We start from the raw sequence: 15,223 nt of genomic DNA, 5'->3' as shown, positions 1-15,223 counted from the left end.
CGTGAAAAGCGCGTCCGCTCTGCCGTCCTATCGGATCGTTTCGCTTGCGACGGTGGTGATCCTCGGCGTCCTGGTCACCGTCCTGCTGCCGCTGGCCTTCCCGGTCGGTGGCGGGCCGACCGGATTCGATCGAGTGGTGGACGACCGGATCCACGCCACCCTGGACACCCAGCACACCGTCTACCGGATACTGGTGACGCCCAGCGACGCGCTCGTCGTGCTGGCCGTCCTGCTGCTCGGGGTGCTGTGGTACGCGTGGCGACGGGACTGGTGGCGAGCCGGATTCCTGTTGGTGGCACCGGAACTCGTCGTCGCGATCAACACCTACGCGCTGAAATACGTGTGGCACAGGCAGCTTCACCACTATCTCGCCTACCCGAGCGGCCACACGGTGCAATTCATCGCCATCGCAACGGCTTTCGTGCTGATCGTGCCGACGCCGCGGCTCCGGATCGGCGCGACGGCCCTGACGGTGGTGCTACTGGCGGCGATCGCGATCGGCATGGTCGGCTTCGGCTACCACTATCCGACCGACGTACTCGGCGGCACCGCCACCGCCATCGCCCTGGTGACCGCGATGTACGCGGCGCTCCCGGGCACGCTGCGCCGCGGTGCGAATCCCGTTCAGCCCGGGGCGAACTGAACGACGGCCGTGATCACGAACCACAGCAGCCACGCCACCGCGACGAGCATGCCCAGCGTGAGCAGCACCCGCATGCCCCCTTGGCGCAGATCCATTTCGCCGGGCTCGTTGGGGTACAGCTTCCACGGGCTGTACCAGGGCATGGCCATCGTGGCCGGTCTTGCCGCGAGCTGTTCGGTCTGAGTCATCTCCTCGCGGAACGCCTCGGCCTGTGCCTGCTGCGGCCCGCCGCGCCACAGGGTGGTGTCCACCGGGCCGCCGAAACCCTCGGCGACCAGATCCTGCGGCGAGGGCAGATAAGGGAGCAGATTCAGGGCGCGGAAACCCAGCGCCACCTCGTTGGTCGTCCACTGCGCGCGTCCCATGGAAGCCAGGGCGTCGAGATAGTCGGCCAGATGCTGCTGGTGGTCGCCGATCACCACCTGCAATCCGGGATCGTCCCAGAGTTGCCGCAACCGCACATTCGAACCCTGCGGCGGCACCACCAGCACGAGGCCCTGCACCACGCGCTGGCCGAGGCCGCGTTCGGCCAGGAACGCCTGTAGCGCATAGGTGTGCCTACGCGAGGAGTCCATCGGGTTGCGCCGGCCGCCCTCCAGGGAGACGACCTGGCTGCCGACCCGCCAGGGACCGTCCAGCGGCACCTCGAGTTCCCCGGACACCTGCTCCACCAGCGCCTCGGCCTCGATGACCACGCAGCTGGTCGGGGTCCACACGATCGCGTCGAACTGGTGCAGCTGCTTGTCGTGGAACAGGCTGCAGTTCACCATGGCGACGCCGTGCGGATCGCCCGGCCCCTTCCAGGTGCGCAGCCAATCGATCAGCACCCGCTCGGCGAGCGTCCCCGCGGAGTTCTGCACGCGCACGAGCATTGGCGACCCGCCCTTCTGTATTTTCGGCCTCCGCTTCGCTCCGGCGGGTTTTTCGGCGCCCGAATGGCTCGTCGCTGCGCCCTCGAGACTCGGCCTTCGGCCATGCGCTTCGAGGACTGAACGACGAGCCGCGCCGAAAAACTTTGGGGTTGGCGTATTCGGCCTGACTGTTCCGGCGCACGGAGATGCTTCGCCGCTGGCGCGTTCGCTGTGGTTGGGAGAGCACGCATCTCACGGTCAACAGGATAGTCGGACCCGCCGGATCGTGGTCGAACTCACTCGCGGGGAATGTGTCGCTCAGATGGTGGGGACGGCGGGGTCGGCCGGGGTGATCGGCAGTCGCAGTGCGCCGGGGGCCCAGACCGGGACCGACGGCTGGATCGGGGCGACCGGTTCGATGCGCCGATACGCGCGTCCCAGGGTCGGGCGCGGATCGGGGGCGCCCTTGTTGGGCCAGAACGCCATGGCGCGTTCGGCCTGTGCGGTGATGGTCAGCGACGGGTTCACGCCCAGATTCGCGGTCACCGCCGAGCCGTCGGCGATGTGCAGGCCCGGATGTCCGAAGACGCGCTGGTACGGGTCGACCACGCCGTCGTCGGGGTTTTCGCCGATGACACAGCCGCCGATGTAGTGCGCGGTCGCCGGGATGTTGAACACATCCATCACCAGGCCGTGCACATCGCCGTCGACCTTCTCGCCGAAGCGGCGGCCGACCTCGTGCGCCATCGGGATCCAGGTCGGGTTGGGTGCGCCGGTGCCCTGTTTGGTCTTGAGCCTGCCCCAGCGCCGAAACGAGGTGAGCGAATTGTCCAGCGACTGCATGACCAGCAGGATCACCGACTTCTCCGAGGCGTGCCGGGCGTTGAGGCTGCGCAGGAACACCATGGGCTGGGTGAACATGGCCAGCAGGAAGCGCAGGAACCGGAACGCGCCGCCGTCCACGATCGGCACCGACATCGGGAACAGCGCGTTCTGCCCCTTGCCGTAGTGGCAGACCTCGATGTGGGTGTCCGGTTCGGGGTGGATCGAGGAGGTGATCGCGATGCCCTCGGCGAAATCGCGCCGGTCGCGGCTGACCACGTTCAGGATCGCCTCGGAGTTGCTGCGGGTGAGCTCGCCCAGCCGCGGGGACAGCTTCGGCAGCACCTTCTCGTCGCGCATCTTGTGCAGCAGCTTCTGCGTGCCCAGCGCGGCCGCGGCGAAGACCACCTGCTCGGCGGTGAAGGTCTTGCGCTGCTTGCGAACCCAGCGATCCGAGCGGCCGGTCTCGATGGCGTAGCCGCCGCCGATCATCGGCCGGACCTTGCCCACGGTGGTCAGTTCGAAGATGTGCGCCCCGGCCTCCTCGGCCAGGTACAGGTAGTTGGTCGGGGTGGTGTTCTTGGCATTGTGCGGGCAGCCGGTGAAGCAGCGCGCGCAGTGCACGCAGCCGTTGCGGCGCGGTCCGGCCCCGCCGAAGTACGGATCGTCGACCTCGGCGCCGGGATCGTCCTCGTTGAAGAAGACCCCGACGTTGGTCGGATGGAAGGTGTCCGAGACGCCCAGATCGTCGGCGATCGCGCGGATGACCTCGTCGGCGGGGGTCGTGCGCGGATTCGGCGCCACGCCGAGCATGCGCTTGGCCTGGTCGTAATAGGGCGCGAGCTCACTGCGCCAATCGGTGATGTGCGCCCACTGCCGGTCCTCGTAGAAGTTCGGCAGCGGCTCGTACAGGGTGTTGCCGTAGATCAGCGAACCGCCGCCCACCCCGGCCGCGGAGAACACCGCGCACTTGCCCAGCACGCTGATCCGCTGCGGCCCGGTCAGGCCCAGTCGCGGGGCCCAGAGCGACTTGCGCACATTCCAATTCGTGTTCGGGATGGCCTCGGCGGGCCAGCGGCGACCGGACTCGAGGACGGCCACCCGGTACCCCTTCTCGGTCAGCCGCAGCGCACTCACGCTCCCGCCGAACCCGGAGCCGATCACTACGACGTCGTAATCGAAGTCGGGCATGGTCTTCCTCTCGAACGAGCACATCGCATGAAACGCTTTCACCGCTCATTCTCCTCACCCCGCCCGACGGTCCGGAACTCGGCCCGCAACATCTCCGGTACCCCCTCCGGCGTGCCCGAATGGCGACGCCGGGCCGATTCGGGTAAGCAACAGGCTGTGACGAGCCAATCCGGTGGCGCCCCACCGGCCCCGCGGCGCGAGGACCGCATCCTCACCCTGCCCAACGCGCTCAGCGCGCTGCGGCTGATCGGGGTTCCGGTCCTGCTGTGGCTGCTGCTGGTCGTGAAAGCCGACGGGTGGGCGTTCGCGTTGCTCATCGCCAGCGCCGTCACCGATTATCTGGACGGCAAACTCGCTCGGTTGCTGGATCAGTACTCACGGCTGGGCGCGCTGCTGGACCCGTTCGTGGATCGGCTCTACCTGGTGGCCACGGTGCTCGGACTGATGGTGCGCGGAATCCTCCCGTGGCCGTTCGTGGTGGTGCTGATCGGGCGCGATCTGATCCTGGCCGCGGTCCTGCCGATCTACCGCCGCAGGCGCCTGGATCCGCCCGAGGTGATCTATCTCGGCAAGGCCGCGACGTTCGCGTTGATGTCGGCGCTGCCGTGGTTGCTGGCGGGCCGGATGCACTGGCCGCTGGCAGGTTTCAGCCGTGCGTTCGGCTGGGCATTTCTGATCTGGGGCACGGCGGTCTATATCTGGACGGGACTGCTCTATCTCGGCAAGGCCCTCGCGGTTGCCCGGACGATACCGGCCACTCCGCGTGATTCTCCCCAACGATTAGAGTGATCGCCACGCCCGTGAAAGGACGCCCCGTGAAAGGACATGAGCATTGACCGCCCTTCCCGAGGATCTGCGCTACACCGAGGAGCACGAGTGGGTCCGGCGCACGGGCCCGACCCGGGTGCAGGTCGGCATCACCGACTACGCCCAGCAGCAGCTCGGCGACATCGTGTTCGTACAGTTGCCTGCGCTGGACAGCGATGCCCCTGCCGGTGACAGCATCGCGGAGGTGGAATCCACCAAGAGCGTCTCGGACATCTACTCCCCGCTGAGCGCGAAAGTCGTTGCGGTGAACGAGGTTCTGGATTCCACGCCGGAGACTCTCAACAGCGATCCGTACGGCGAGGGCTGGATGTTCGAGCTCGAGGTTCCCGACGCCGCGGCACTGGATGCAACGCTCGGCGAACTGCTCGATGCCGCAGGTTACCAAGGAGTTATCGGGGGCTGAAGCAGCCTTCACAGTTCTACCTGCACGGGATCGCCCTGGCAGGGTACGGTCAAAGCCAACAGATGTGCGGGCGACCGGTGCCGCAATGTCCAAGGGCGCGACAGCCGGTCGCGCTGGGTGATGGCAATGCCGGAATCGGATGCTTGTACGGATAATCGGTTCGAGGAGGAGAGCAAGGGTGAGCGAGAACAAAGACCCGGGTTACGGGGAGAGCGCGGCCGAGACGACGTCGGTATTCCGCGCTGACTTCCTCAACGAGGTCGACGCGTCGCGCTCCGGTGAGCAGACCGGCGAACAGCCGGTGCAGGGTGTCGAGGGTCTGCCCGCGGGTGCTGCCCTCCTGGTGGTCAAGCGCGGCCCGAACGCGGGTTCGCGATTCCTGCTGGATCAGCCGACCACGTCGGCGGGGCGTCATCCCGACAGCGACATCTTTCTCGACGATGTCACCGTCAGCCGGCGGCACGCGGAGTTCCGTCAGGACGACGACACCTTCCAGGTGGTGGATGTGGGCAGCCTGAACGGCACCTACGTCAACCGTGAACCGGTGGACTCCTCCGAGCTGCAGAACGGTGACGAGGTGCAGATCGGCAAGTTCCGGTTGGTGTTCCTGACCGGTCCGCGGCCCGCCGCGAGTGATGCGGCAGGCGCGCTGTAGGAGCCGGTACGAAATGACAGGCGCTGCGCAGTGGACCCGCGGAGGGATGTCGATCGGCTCCGTGCTGGATCTGCTGCGTCCGGATTTCCCGGACATCACCATCTCCAAGATTCGCTTCCTCGAATCCGAGGGGCTGATCAGCCCGGAGCGCACACCTTCGGGTTATCGCAGGTTCTCGGTCGCGGATGTCGAGCGGCTGAAGTTCGTCCTGACCGCTCAGCGCGATCAGTATCTGCCGTTGAAGGTGATCAAGGAGCAGCTCGAGGCGATCGACAGCGGTGCCGCGACGCTCGGGGTGCGCGAGGCGCGCGCCCGAGCGGACGGGGCCGATGGACCGGGGAGTGCACCCGAGCCCGTCCGCCCCGGCAGCGCTCTGTCTCCACCCCGGCGCCTGGGCGTCGTGCCCGGTGAGGTGACACCGGACGAGCTCCGGTTCGACAGCGAAATCCGTATCGCCCGTGCGGATCTGATCGAGCAGGCCGGTATCGATGAGAAATTTCTCACCGAGCTGATCCGCGCGAATCTGATCACTCCGGGCGCGGCTGGATACTTCAACACCGAGGCCGTGACGCTGGCGCGCGCGGCCAAGGCGATGAGCGAATTCGGTTTGGAGGCCCGGCATCTGCGGGCCTTCAAACTGGCCGCCGATCGCGAGGCCGCGATGATCGCTCAGATCGCGGCCCCGATCGCCAAGAGCCGGGACGCCGACGCCCGCGCCCGCGCGGAGGAGACGGTGCGCGAACTCGCGGCGCTCTCACTCACGTTGCATACGAGCCTGGTGAAGACGTCGGTGCGCGCTGCCCTCGGCGGCTGAAATCTTCGCCTAGACTCGGTGATACGGCCGGTTTCGTAGTGGCACGCTGGACGGCCGCGAGTATGGGAGGCAGTGGCGAGTCATGACTGAAATGCGTGTGATCGGCATCCGCGTCGAGCAACCTCAGAATCAGCCCGTGCTGTTGCTCCGTGAGGTGGCCGGGGACCGGTACCTACCCATCTGGATCGGCCAGGCCGAGGCCACGGCGATCGTCCTCGAGCAGGAGGGCGTCACGCCCATTCGCCCGCTGACCCACGACCTGATCAAGATCCTGATCCACGATCTGGGCCATACCCTCAAGGAAGTCCGGATCGTCGATCTGCAGGAAGGCACCTTCTACGCGGACCTGGTGTTCGAGAACGATCTGCGGATCTCGGCGCGGCCCTCGGACTCGGTTGCCATCGCACTGCGTGTGGGTTGCCCGATCTATGCCGAGGAGCCGGTGCTGGAGGAAGCGGGGTTGGTGATGCCGGATGAGCGTGAGGACGAGGTCGAGAAGTTCAAGGAGTTCCTCGAATCGGTCTCCCCGGACGACTTCAAGGCGACCGACAGCTGAAGCCCGGAATGTGCTCTCGACCTCTAGTAGAGGTCGAGAAACACGCCGCGCGCGGAGTTTGGTTCCATGCCTGTGCTGCCGAGACAATCGAGGGAGTAGCCTCGACAGTTAGGCCGTTGTTCTCTTCGGCGATGCAGTGAGGGAGTAGTCAGTGGGAGACCAACCGCAGCAGACATCACAGGCGCGGCCCGCCACGGCAGCAGATGCGCGGCCCGCCGCGGTGGTGCAGCCAGGACTGTTCCCCGACGACACGGTGCCCGACGATCTAGTGGGTTACCGGGTGCCGAGTGCCTGCCAGGTGGCCGGTATCACCTATCGGCAGCTGGACTACTGGGCTCGTACCGGCCTGGTCGTCCCGTCCATTCGCAGCGCCACCGGTTCGGGCAGCCAGCGGCTGTACTCGTTCAAGGACATCCTGGTTCTGAAGATCGTCAAGCGACTGCTCGACGCGGGCATCTCGCTGCAGAACATTCGTATCGCGGTCGACCACCTGCGCAGTCGCGGAGTCGAGGATCTCGCGGGTATCACCCTGTTCTCCGACGGCGCGACGGTCTACGAATGCGCCTCGCCCGAGGAGGTAGTCGATTTACTGCAGGGCGGGCAGGGCGTGTTCGGCATCGCGGTCAGCGGTGCGATGCGGGAGCTGACCGGCGCGATCGCGGCCTTCCCGGCCGAGCGGGCCGAGAGCCACACCGCCTCCGAGCGTCCCGAGGACGAACTGGCGTTCCGCCGGAAGGTCCGCGAGAACCGCAAGACCGGCTAGAGATCATCCGAGAGTTCGACGAGCCCCGCGGCCACGATCGCGGGGCTCGCCCGCATCTTCGGGGAGCTTGCCAGGTGACAACTGATTTCCGGAGTACATGGGTAACTCCCCGGGGACGCCCAGAAAGTAACCGACTACCTTGCTGTCGGCGCGATGCACAAGTCTCGCGGCACTCAACGGCACGCTGAAGTCGCGGAGAGGCGGGGGAGTAACACAGGCGATACACAGGGGCTACTAGACTGGCGGTGCGCCAATGCCGTGCGGGAGAGTTCCGGGTTTCGTCCCGGGCGCCGAAGGAGCAGCACCTCCCCGTCAATCTCTCAGGCACAAGGGACCGTGCGGGCAGTGGGCGCCTCTGGAAAGAGCTGGCCGCACACAATGCGGACCAGCCGCCCATGGGGAAAAGGTCCGCCGCGCGCGTGCCCCGAATCTCTCAGGCGCCACGACAGAGGGGGAGGGCCCGACGTTGTCGACCCGCCCGTCGACGCCGCCCGACCCCTGGGAGTTGCCGTGACCCGTCCCTTCGCCGACCGTCATATCGGTCCAGACTCCGCCGACCTCGCCGAGATCCTCGACGTCGTGGGCGTGCGTTCGCTCGACGATCTGGCCGGGCGCGCGGTCCCCGCCGCCATCCTCGACCCGGCCGCCGACACCGGCCTGGGTGTACTGCCTCCGGCCGCCTCCGAACACGAGGTGCTCGCCGAACTGGCCGCACTGGCCCATGCCAACACCGTCGCAACCTCGATGATCGGGCTCGGCTACTACGACACGTTGACTCCGCCGGTGCTGGTGCGCAATCTGATCGAGAATCCGGCCTGGTACACCGCCTACACGCCGTACCAGCCGGAGATCAGCCAGGGGCGGCTCGAAGCGCTGCTGAACTTCCAGACCATGGTCTCGGACCTGACCGGCATGGAGGTGGCGAACGCGTCCATGCTGGACGAGGCGACCGCCGCCGCCGAGGCGATGACGTTGCTGCGCAGGGCGAATCGGGCGAGCAAGTCCGCGCGGCTGCTGATCGATGCCGACCTGTTCCCGCAGACGCGCACCGTGCTGTACACCCGCGCCGAACCGCTGGGCATCGAGATCGTCGAGGCGGATCTGAACTCGGCAGAATTGCCGGCGGGTGAATTCTTCGGCGTGCTGGTGCAGACGCCCGGCGCGTCCGGCCGCATCGCGGACTGGACCGCGCTGATCGAGGCCGCGCACGAGCGTGGCGCGCTGGTGGCGGCCGGTGCGGACCTGCTCGCGCTGACGTTGATCACCCCGCCGGGCGAGCAGGGCGCGGACGTATGTTTCGGCACCACACAGCGTTTCGGGGTGCCGCTGGGATTCGGCGGGCCGCACGCCGGATATCTCGCGGTGCGCACCGCCCACGCGCGTCAGCTGCCCGGCCGCCTGGTCGGAGTGTCCGTCGACGCCGACGGCAGCACCGCCTACCGGCTCGCGCTGCAGACCCGTGAGCAGCACATTCGCCGGGAGAAGGCCACCTCGAACATCTGCACCGCCCAGGTGCTGCTGGCGATCGTGGCCGCCATGTACGCCTCCTATCACGGCGCGGACGGTCTGCGGGCCATCGCGCGTCAGGTGCACCGGCACGCCGCGGATCTGGCCGCCGGACTCGGGGAAGCCGTTGTGCACGAACGGTTCTTCGACACCGTGCTGGTGCGGGTGCCCGGTGGCGCGGAGGCCGTGGTCGGCAAGGCACAGGGCCGCGGGGTGAATCTGCACCTGGTCGACGCGGACCACGTCTCGGTGGCGTGCGATGAGGCGACCACCGCCGAACATATCGGTATCGTGCTCGAATCCTTCGGTGCGACAGCAGATTCGGATCGCGCGCCGGTGCCCGGCATCGAGGACCGCCGGTCGGAGTATCTGACGCATCCGGCCTTCACCCGGTATCACACCGAGACCGCGATGCTGCGCTATCTGCGGCAGCTCTCGGACAAGGACATCGCGTTGGACCGCAGCATGATTCCGCTCGGATCGTGCACGATGAAGCTCAACGCGGCCGCGGAGATGGAGCCGATCACCTGGCCCGGATTCTCCCGTCTGCACCCGTACGCCCCGGTTCAGGACGTGCCCGGCATCCTGCGAGTGGTCGAGGATCTGGAGAGCTGGCTCGCGGCCATCACCGGATACGACCGGGTCAGCCTGCAGCCCAATGCGGGAAGTCAGGGCGAATACGCCGGGCTGCTGGCGATCCGGCGCTACCACCTCGATCGCGGTGACGCCCGGCGTGACACCTGCCTCATTCCCTCCAGTGCGCACGGCACCAATGCCGCGTCGGCGGCGATGGCCGGGCTGCGCGTGGAGGTCGTGAAGTGCCGCGAGAACGGCGATGTCGGCCTGGACGACCTGCGCGCCAAGATCGCCGATCATGCCGATCGGCTGGCCTGCATCATGATCACCTATCCGTCCACACACGGTGTGTACGAGCACGAGGTCGCGCAGCTGTGCGCCCTGGTGCACGATGCGGGCGGTCAGGTCTACGTGGACGGGGCGAATCTGAATGCCCTTGTCGGACTTGCCCGTCCGGGCCGGTTCGGCGGTGACGTCTCGCATCTGAACCTGCACAAGACCTTCTGCATTCCGCACGGCGGCGGCGGTCCGGGCGTCGGCCCGGTCGCGGTGCGCGAACATCTGGCGAAGTATCTGCCCGGTGATCCGCTGGAGACGGGTTCGCACGCGGTGTCCGCGGCCCGGTACGGTTCGGCCTCGATTCTGCCGATCACCTGGGCCTACGTCCGGATGATGGGTGCCGACGGTCTGCGCCGTGCCACCCTGACCGCCATCGCGTCGGCGAATTACCTTGCGCGGCGGCTGGATTCGCACTTCCCGGTGCTGTACACCGGATCGGACGGCGTGGTCGCCCACGAATGCATCCTGGATCTGCGTGAGATCACCAAGCGCACCGGCGTCACCGTCGACGATGTGGCGAAGCGGTTGGCGGACTTCGGATTCCACGCTCCCACGATGAGTTTCCCGGTCGCCGGCACGCTGATGGTCGAGCCCACCGAGAGTGAGAACCTCGAGGAGCTGGACGCCTTCATCGACGCGATGATCGCCATCAAGGGCGAGATCGACCAGGTCGCCGCGGGCGTCTGGCCCGTCGCGGACAGCCCGCTGCGCGGTGCCCCGCACACCGCCGCCTGCCTGGTCGGCGAATGGACCCACCCCTACAGTCGCGAAACCGCGGTCTACCCACAGGGTCTGGGTGCGGCCCGCGCCAAGATCTGGCCCTCGGTGCGCCGCATCGATGGTGCCTACGGCGACCGCAACCTGGTCTGCGCTTGCCCGCCGCTGGACGCCTACACCGACTGATCGAGCACATCCGGCGCCTCTCCGGTTCGCGACCTGCGCGGCACAGCCCGCGTCGTTGGGCCGGAGAGGGCCTGGGGCACACCATGTTACAGAATTCGGTGGGGCATTTATTCCATCGGTAACCATTGCGCAATACGGCGAGCGTGAAATCTAACTGTAGCCGGAACAGCTACAGTATCGGATCGTCCCGCGATCCGGATTCGTCTCCGCAACGACGCGTGGTCCGATATTCCCCGACGGCAATCGTGTTGCCGTTCTCCACCATTCCGGGAGTGCCCCATGTCCGTATTCGACGCCACCATCACCGAGAATATCGAGAAGTCCCTCGCCGAGATTCCGCACCCGTCGCTGCCCGCCGGTTCGAATCTGTACGGCGGCACGAAGATATTCCCCGACTACCAGGCCGAGAACGGGGAGAGCTATTTCACCCTGGTCCACGGTATCGCTCACGAATCCTCGGTGGCGTTCGTGGCGGTTCTGCAGGCCACCCGTGCGCTGCGGAAGGGTTTCGAGTCGGCGATCTATTTCTACGGACCGGGTGCGCTGAACTGCCTCGCCACCCGCGGATTTCCGAAGACCGGTGATTCCGGATTCCCCGGTGAGCAGAATATCAACGACGCGTTGGCGACTTTCATCGCCGAAGGTGGCACGGTGTTCTGCTGCCGATTCGGCCTGGCCCTGCACGGTGCTCGCGAAGAAGATCTGATCACCGGTGTCGTTCCGGCGCATCCGCTGGATGTGCAGGATGCGGTCATCCACTACGCGCGCAAGGGCGCCATCATCAATTCCACCTACATGGTGTGATCCCGTATTTCTTCGGTAACGAGGTACAACATGGTCACCATCGGATCGGTTGCCGCCAACTTCACCCGGGATCTGGAACAGAATTTCGCCACCATCGCCGATTTCGTCGCGCGGGCCAGGCGTCGCGGTGTGGATTTCCTGGTCTTTCCCGAGGCCGCGATCGGCGGCTATCTGTCCAGCCTGGGCAATCACGGCGATACCGTCAAGACCACGACACGCTCACTGCCCCCGGCGATCCGGCTCGACGGCCCCGAACTCGCCCGGGTCCGCGAAATAGCCGGTGACATGATCGTCGCGATCGGTTTCTGCGAACTGGGCGAGGACGGCGAAACCCGGTACAACGCGGCGGTTCTGCTGGACGGAGAACGGATCTACGGCAGCTACCGCAAGGTGCATCAGCCGTTGGGCGAGAACATGTCCTATGCGGCCGGTGACGGTTACGGCATCTTCGATACGCCGGTCGGGCGGATCGGCTTGCAGATCTGCTACGACAAGGCATTTCCCGAAGCCGCGCGGATGATGGCGCTGGGCGGAGCGGAGATCATCGCCAGTCTGTCGGCATGGCCGGCGGCCCGTACCGCCACCGCGGAGAATCTGCAGGACGACCGGTGGACCTACCGGTTCAATCTGTTCGATACCGCTCGGGCACTGGACAATCAGGTGTTCTGGGTGGCGTCGAATCAGTCGGGCAGCTTCGGTTCGCTGCGATACGTGGGCAATGCCAAGATCGTCGACCCGGGCGGCAACGTCCTGGCCACGACCGCCCTGGACAGCGGACTGGCGGTCGCCGAGGTCGATGTCGATGGCACGTTCACGGCCATGCGGGCGGGCATGTTCCACCTGCGGGATCGTCGGCCCGACGTGTACGGACCGCTGGTCGCCGCCGACGACGCGGCCGCTGCTTGGCGGGAGATCGCGCATGCCTGAGATGACGTTCACCGTCCGGTGGCCCGGGGGCGCTCCGGTGGGCTACTACTCGCCGAGTCTGGTCGTCCACGACTTCCTCACGGCCGGAACGCAATACACCGTCGACGACTTCGTGCACCGGTCCGTCACCGCACTGGACCATGCGACCGAGCGGGTGCGGGCGAAGTTCGGGTTCGCCTGCACCTCGGCTCGGGCCACCGCGGAGCAGATCCGCTTCGCGGCAAGCGCTTTCCCGGCGGACGCGTTGGTGGAGGTCGTGGCTCTGGAACCGCCGCTGCCCGAGCAGGCGCCGTCATGACCACAGCGGCGAATCACGTTCCGGTCGTGGTGGTGGGCGCGGGGCAGGCCGGGCTGTCGGTCAGCTGGTATCTGGGCCGGGCCGGGATCGAGCATCTGGTGGTCGAGTCCGGGACGCCGATGCACGCCTGGGCCGACACTCGTTGGGACAACTTCACACTCGTCACACCGAACTGGCACTGCCGACTGCCCGGCTATGGCTACGAAGGCGGTGATCCGGACGGGTTCATGACCCGGGACGAGGTGGTGCGGTGGCTGGCCGGATGGCTGGACACCTTCGACCCGCCACTGCGCACGCAAACCAAGGTCAGTCGATTGCGTTGTACCGCAGATGGTTTCGAACTGACGTTGGAATCCGCGTCCGGTGTCGAGTCGCTCCGCTGCGCACAGGTGGTCGTGGCGACCGGCGGATATCCGCTGCCGATCCTGCCGCCGTTCGCCGCCGCTATCGATCCCGCTGTCGCGCAGCTGCATTCGGAGCAGTACCGCAATCCGGAGCAGTTGCCCGACGGGGCCGTGCTCGTCGTCGGCACCGGGCAGTCCGGTGCGCAGATCGCCGAGGATCTGCACCTGGCCGGGCGGTCGGTGCACCTCGCCGTCGGCAGCGCACCGCGGGTGGCACGCCGCTACCGCGGCCGCGACTGCATGACCTGGCTCGCCGACATGGGGTTGTACGACACACCCGCCCAGCAGTATCCGGGCGGCAAGGCGGCGCAGGAGAAGACCAACCACTACGTCACCGGCCGCGACGGCGGCCGGGACGTGGATCTGCGCCGCTTCGCCCTCGAGGGAATGACGTTGTACGGCACGCTCATCGGCGGCAAGGACACCGAGCTGGCATTCGCTCCCTCGCTGACCGCGGCACTCGATCGGGCCGATTCGGTGTACAACTCGATCTGCTCGGATATCGATCGCTACATCGAGGACACCGGGATCGACGCGCCGCCGCCGTCCCGCTACGAGCCGGTCTGGGCTCCCGCCGCGGATCCGACCGGGCTCGATCTGGCCGCGGCGGGAGTGCGAAGCATCGTGTGGGCCATCGGTTATCGGCCCGACTACCGCTGGATCGAGGCGAGCGCATTCGACGGCGGCGGTCGTCCGATGCAGACCCGCGGCGTCACCGAGGTGCCCGGGTTGAGCTTCGTCGGTCTGCCCTGGATGCACACCTGGGGTTCGGGACGTTTCCTGGGCATCGACCGGGATGCGCGACACGTCGCCGAGTCCGTCGTCACCACGCTGTCCTCGGCAACGGTGCCGGATGCCCTGCCCGAGAACGGAGTTCGATTGTGAACACCCCCTCGACCCGAGTGGATCTGACGCTCATCGGCATTCGCGGCACGCCCCCTGTGCACCGCACCGGAGGCGCCGGGCCCAGCGACGACGGTCACCTGCTGATCGACGGTCTACCTGCCGCGGTGCCGCGAAATCCGGACAGCCCGTACGTCTTCGACGGAGACCGGGTGTTGTTCGACGGCACCGATACCGGCGTCGAGGTCACCGCCGTGGAACGGCCGCGGTTCTACGATCGGACCACGGCCACCGGCGTGCCCTACGAGAAGATCGCGAAGCTGCACGGCCGCAGCGTGCTCGCGACCACGGTGCTGCAGACCTGCATCCGATACCGGGAGGATCAGCGCTGCCGATTCTGCTCGATCGAGGCATCGCTGCGTGCCGGAGCCACCACCGCGGTCAAACAACCCGCTGAACTTGCCGAAGTCGCCCGCGCCGCAGTCGATCTGGACGGTGTGACCCAGATGGTCATGACGACCGGCACCTCGGCGGGGCCGGATCGCGGGGCCCGTCATCTGGCCCGATGCGTGCGGGCGGTGCGGGAGGCGGTTCCGGATCTGCCGATTCAGGTGCAGTGCGAGCCGCCCGCGGATCTGTCGGTCCTGACCGACCTGCGCGCGGCGGGGGCCGATGCCATCGGTATCCACGTCGAGTCGCTCGACGACGCGGTGCGTCGGCGGTGGATGCCGGGCAAGGCGAGCGTGCCACTGGCCGAGTACCGCCGGGCCTGGAGCGAGGCGGTCCGGGTGTTCGGACGCAACCGGGTGTCGACCTATCTGCTGGTCGGCCTCGGTGAGGATCCGGACGAATTGATCTCCGGGGCAATCGAATTGGCGGAATCCGGGGTGTATCCGTTCGTGGTGCCGTTCCGTCCGCACGCGGGCACCCTGGCCGTCGACGTCGACCGGGCGACGGCGCCGGATCCGGCAGTGCTGGAACGGGTGACCCGCGCGGTGGCGGATCACCTGCTGCGCACCGGAATGCGTGGATCCGCACAGCAGGCGGGTTGCGCGGCCTGCGGAGCGTGCAGCCTGCTTCAGGTGATGGGAGCCTGA

15 protein-coding genes and 1 riboswitch are annotated in these 15,223 nt (G+C 67.1%); of the genes, 13 read left to right on the top strand and 2 right to left on the bottom strand.

Features of this window, described 5'->3' with window-relative positions:
* The first annotated feature begins 1 nt into the window (after position 1).
* Complete coding sequence (locus tag K7711_RS49045) at positions 2 to 643, top strand: phosphatase PAP2 family protein (protein ID WP_222972698.1); 642 nt, start codon at positions 2 to 4, stop codon at positions 641 to 643.
* Here K7711_RS49045 and K7711_RS29365 read toward each other — a convergent pair.
* Positions 625 to 1,503: a nuclease-related domain-containing protein gene (locus tag K7711_RS29365; RefSeq protein ID WP_308015002.1), complete on the bottom strand. Its 879-nt coding sequence runs from the start codon at positions 1,501 to 1,503 to the stop codon at positions 625 to 627. The two genes, K7711_RS49045 and K7711_RS29365, sit on opposite strands and share 19 nt — an antisense overlap.
* Positions 1,504 to 1,812: 309 nt before the next feature.
* A complete protein-coding gene (locus K7711_RS29360; protein ID WP_222972696.1) occupies positions 1,813 to 3,507 on the bottom strand; it encodes a GMC oxidoreductase in 1,695 nt (564 codons plus the stop codon).
* Between the two features lie 156 nt (positions 3,508 to 3,663).
* Between K7711_RS29360 and K7711_RS29355 the strand changes: the two genes are divergently transcribed.
* From K7711_RS29355 to K7711_RS29300, 12 genes are all read left to right on the top strand, one after another.
* Complete coding sequence (locus K7711_RS29355; RefSeq protein ID WP_308015001.1) at positions 3,664 to 4,296, top strand: CDP-alcohol phosphatidyltransferase family protein; 633 nt, start codon at positions 3,664 to 3,666, stop codon at positions 4,294 to 4,296.
* 43 nt (positions 4,297 to 4,339) lie between these two features.
* A complete protein-coding gene (gene gcvH / locus K7711_RS29350; protein WP_222972694.1) occupies positions 4,340 to 4,738 on the top strand; it encodes a glycine cleavage system protein GcvH in 399 nt (132 codons plus the stop codon).
* Positions 4,739 to 4,916: 178 nt separating this feature from the next.
* The gene (gene odhI, locus K7711_RS29345) at positions 4,917 to 5,393 is read left to right on the top strand and encodes an oxoglutarate dehydrogenase inhibitor Odhl (protein ID WP_040823302.1); all 477 of its coding nucleotides are present in this window, start codon (positions 4,917 to 4,919) and stop codon (positions 5,391 to 5,393) included.
* Between the two features lie 13 nt (positions 5,394 to 5,406).
* Positions 5,407 to 6,207 carry a transcriptional regulator FtsR gene (ftsR, locus tag K7711_RS29340; RefSeq protein WP_235747966.1) on the top strand — a complete coding sequence of 267 codons (801 nt, stop codon included), beginning with the start codon at positions 5,407 to 5,409 and terminating at the stop codon, positions 6,205 to 6,207.
* An 82-nt stretch (positions 6,208 to 6,289) separates the two neighbouring features.
* Complete coding sequence (locus K7711_RS29335) at positions 6,290 to 6,763, top strand: bifunctional nuclease family protein (RefSeq protein WP_040823298.1); 474 nt, start codon at positions 6,290 to 6,292, stop codon at positions 6,761 to 6,763.
* Between the two features lie 151 nt (positions 6,764 to 6,914).
* Entirely contained in the window at positions 6,915 to 7,526 is a 612-nt protein-coding gene (locus tag K7711_RS29330; protein ID WP_067664384.1) for a MerR family transcriptional regulator, read from the top strand.
* 251 nt (positions 7,527 to 7,777) lie between these two features.
* A riboswitch (glycine riboswitch) is annotated at positions 7,778 to 7,873 on the top strand.
* A 163-nt stretch (positions 7,874 to 8,036) separates the two neighbouring features.
* Entirely contained in the window at positions 8,037 to 10,850 is a 2,814-nt protein-coding gene (gene gcvP, locus K7711_RS29325; RefSeq protein ID WP_372460203.1) for an aminomethyl-transferring glycine dehydrogenase, read from the top strand.
* A 279-nt stretch (positions 10,851 to 11,129) separates the two neighbouring features.
* A complete protein-coding gene (locus K7711_RS29320) occupies positions 11,130 to 11,654 on the top strand; it encodes an MSMEG_0572/Sll0783 family nitrogen starvation response protein (protein WP_040823293.1) in 525 nt (174 codons plus the stop codon).
* Positions 11,655 to 11,684: 30 nt separating this feature from the next.
* The gene (locus K7711_RS29315) at positions 11,685 to 12,581 is read left to right on the top strand and encodes a carbon-nitrogen hydrolase family protein (protein ID WP_222972693.1); all 897 of its coding nucleotides are present in this window, start codon (positions 11,685 to 11,687) and stop codon (positions 12,579 to 12,581) included.
* The gene (locus K7711_RS29310; RefSeq protein WP_222972692.1) at positions 12,574 to 12,879 is read left to right on the top strand and encodes an MSMEG_0570 family nitrogen starvation response protein; all 306 of its coding nucleotides are present in this window, start codon (positions 12,574 to 12,576) and stop codon (positions 12,877 to 12,879) included. The genes K7711_RS29315 and K7711_RS29310 overlap by 8 nt, the downstream gene beginning before the upstream one ends.
* Entirely contained in the window at positions 12,876 to 14,168 is a 1,293-nt protein-coding gene (locus tag K7711_RS29305; protein ID WP_222972691.1) for an MSMEG_0569 family flavin-dependent oxidoreductase, read from the top strand. The genes K7711_RS29310 and K7711_RS29305 overlap by 4 nt, the downstream gene beginning before the upstream one ends.
* Positions 14,165 to 15,223, top strand: coding sequence for an MSMEG_0568 family radical SAM protein (locus K7711_RS29300; protein WP_222972690.1), 1,059 nt, complete (start codon positions 14,165 to 14,167; stop codon positions 15,221 to 15,223). The genes K7711_RS29305 and K7711_RS29300 overlap by 4 nt, the downstream gene beginning before the upstream one ends.

Source organism: Nocardia coffeae, assembly GCF_019890715.1.
In the GTDB taxonomy this organism is placed as follows: Bacteria; Actinomycetota; Actinomycetes; order Mycobacteriales; family Mycobacteriaceae; genus Nocardia; species Nocardia jiangxiensis.
Note: the sequence above shows the minus strand (reverse complement) of the source record. Positions and strands in the feature narration are given on the sequence as shown.

What these genes read in the sequence shown, in the direction of transcription:
- K7711_RS29360 (WP_222972696.1), bottom strand. Translation starts at nt 3,507, where the DNA reads ATGCCCGACTTCGATTACGACGTCGTAGTGATCGGCTCCGGGTTCGGC.
- ftsR (WP_235747966.1), top strand. Translation starts at nt 5,407, where the DNA reads ATGACAGGCGCTGCGCAGTGGACCCGCGGAGGGATGTCGATCGGCTCC.
- K7711_RS29335 (WP_040823298.1), top strand. Translation starts at nt 6,290, where the DNA reads ATGACTGAAATGCGTGTGATCGGCATCCGCGTCGAGCAACCTCAGAAT.
- K7711_RS29320 (WP_040823293.1), top strand. Translation starts at nt 11,130, where the DNA reads ATGTCCGTATTCGACGCCACCATCACCGAGAATATCGAGAAGTCCCTC.
- K7711_RS29315 (WP_222972693.1), top strand. Translation starts at nt 11,685, where the DNA reads ATGGTCACCATCGGATCGGTTGCCGCCAACTTCACCCGGGATCTGGAA.
- K7711_RS29310 (WP_222972692.1), top strand. Translation starts at nt 12,574, where the DNA reads ATGCCTGAGATGACGTTCACCGTCCGGTGGCCCGGGGGCGCTCCGGTG.
- K7711_RS29305 (WP_222972691.1), top strand. Translation starts at nt 12,876, where the DNA reads ATGACCACAGCGGCGAATCACGTTCCGGTCGTGGTGGTGGGCGCGGGG.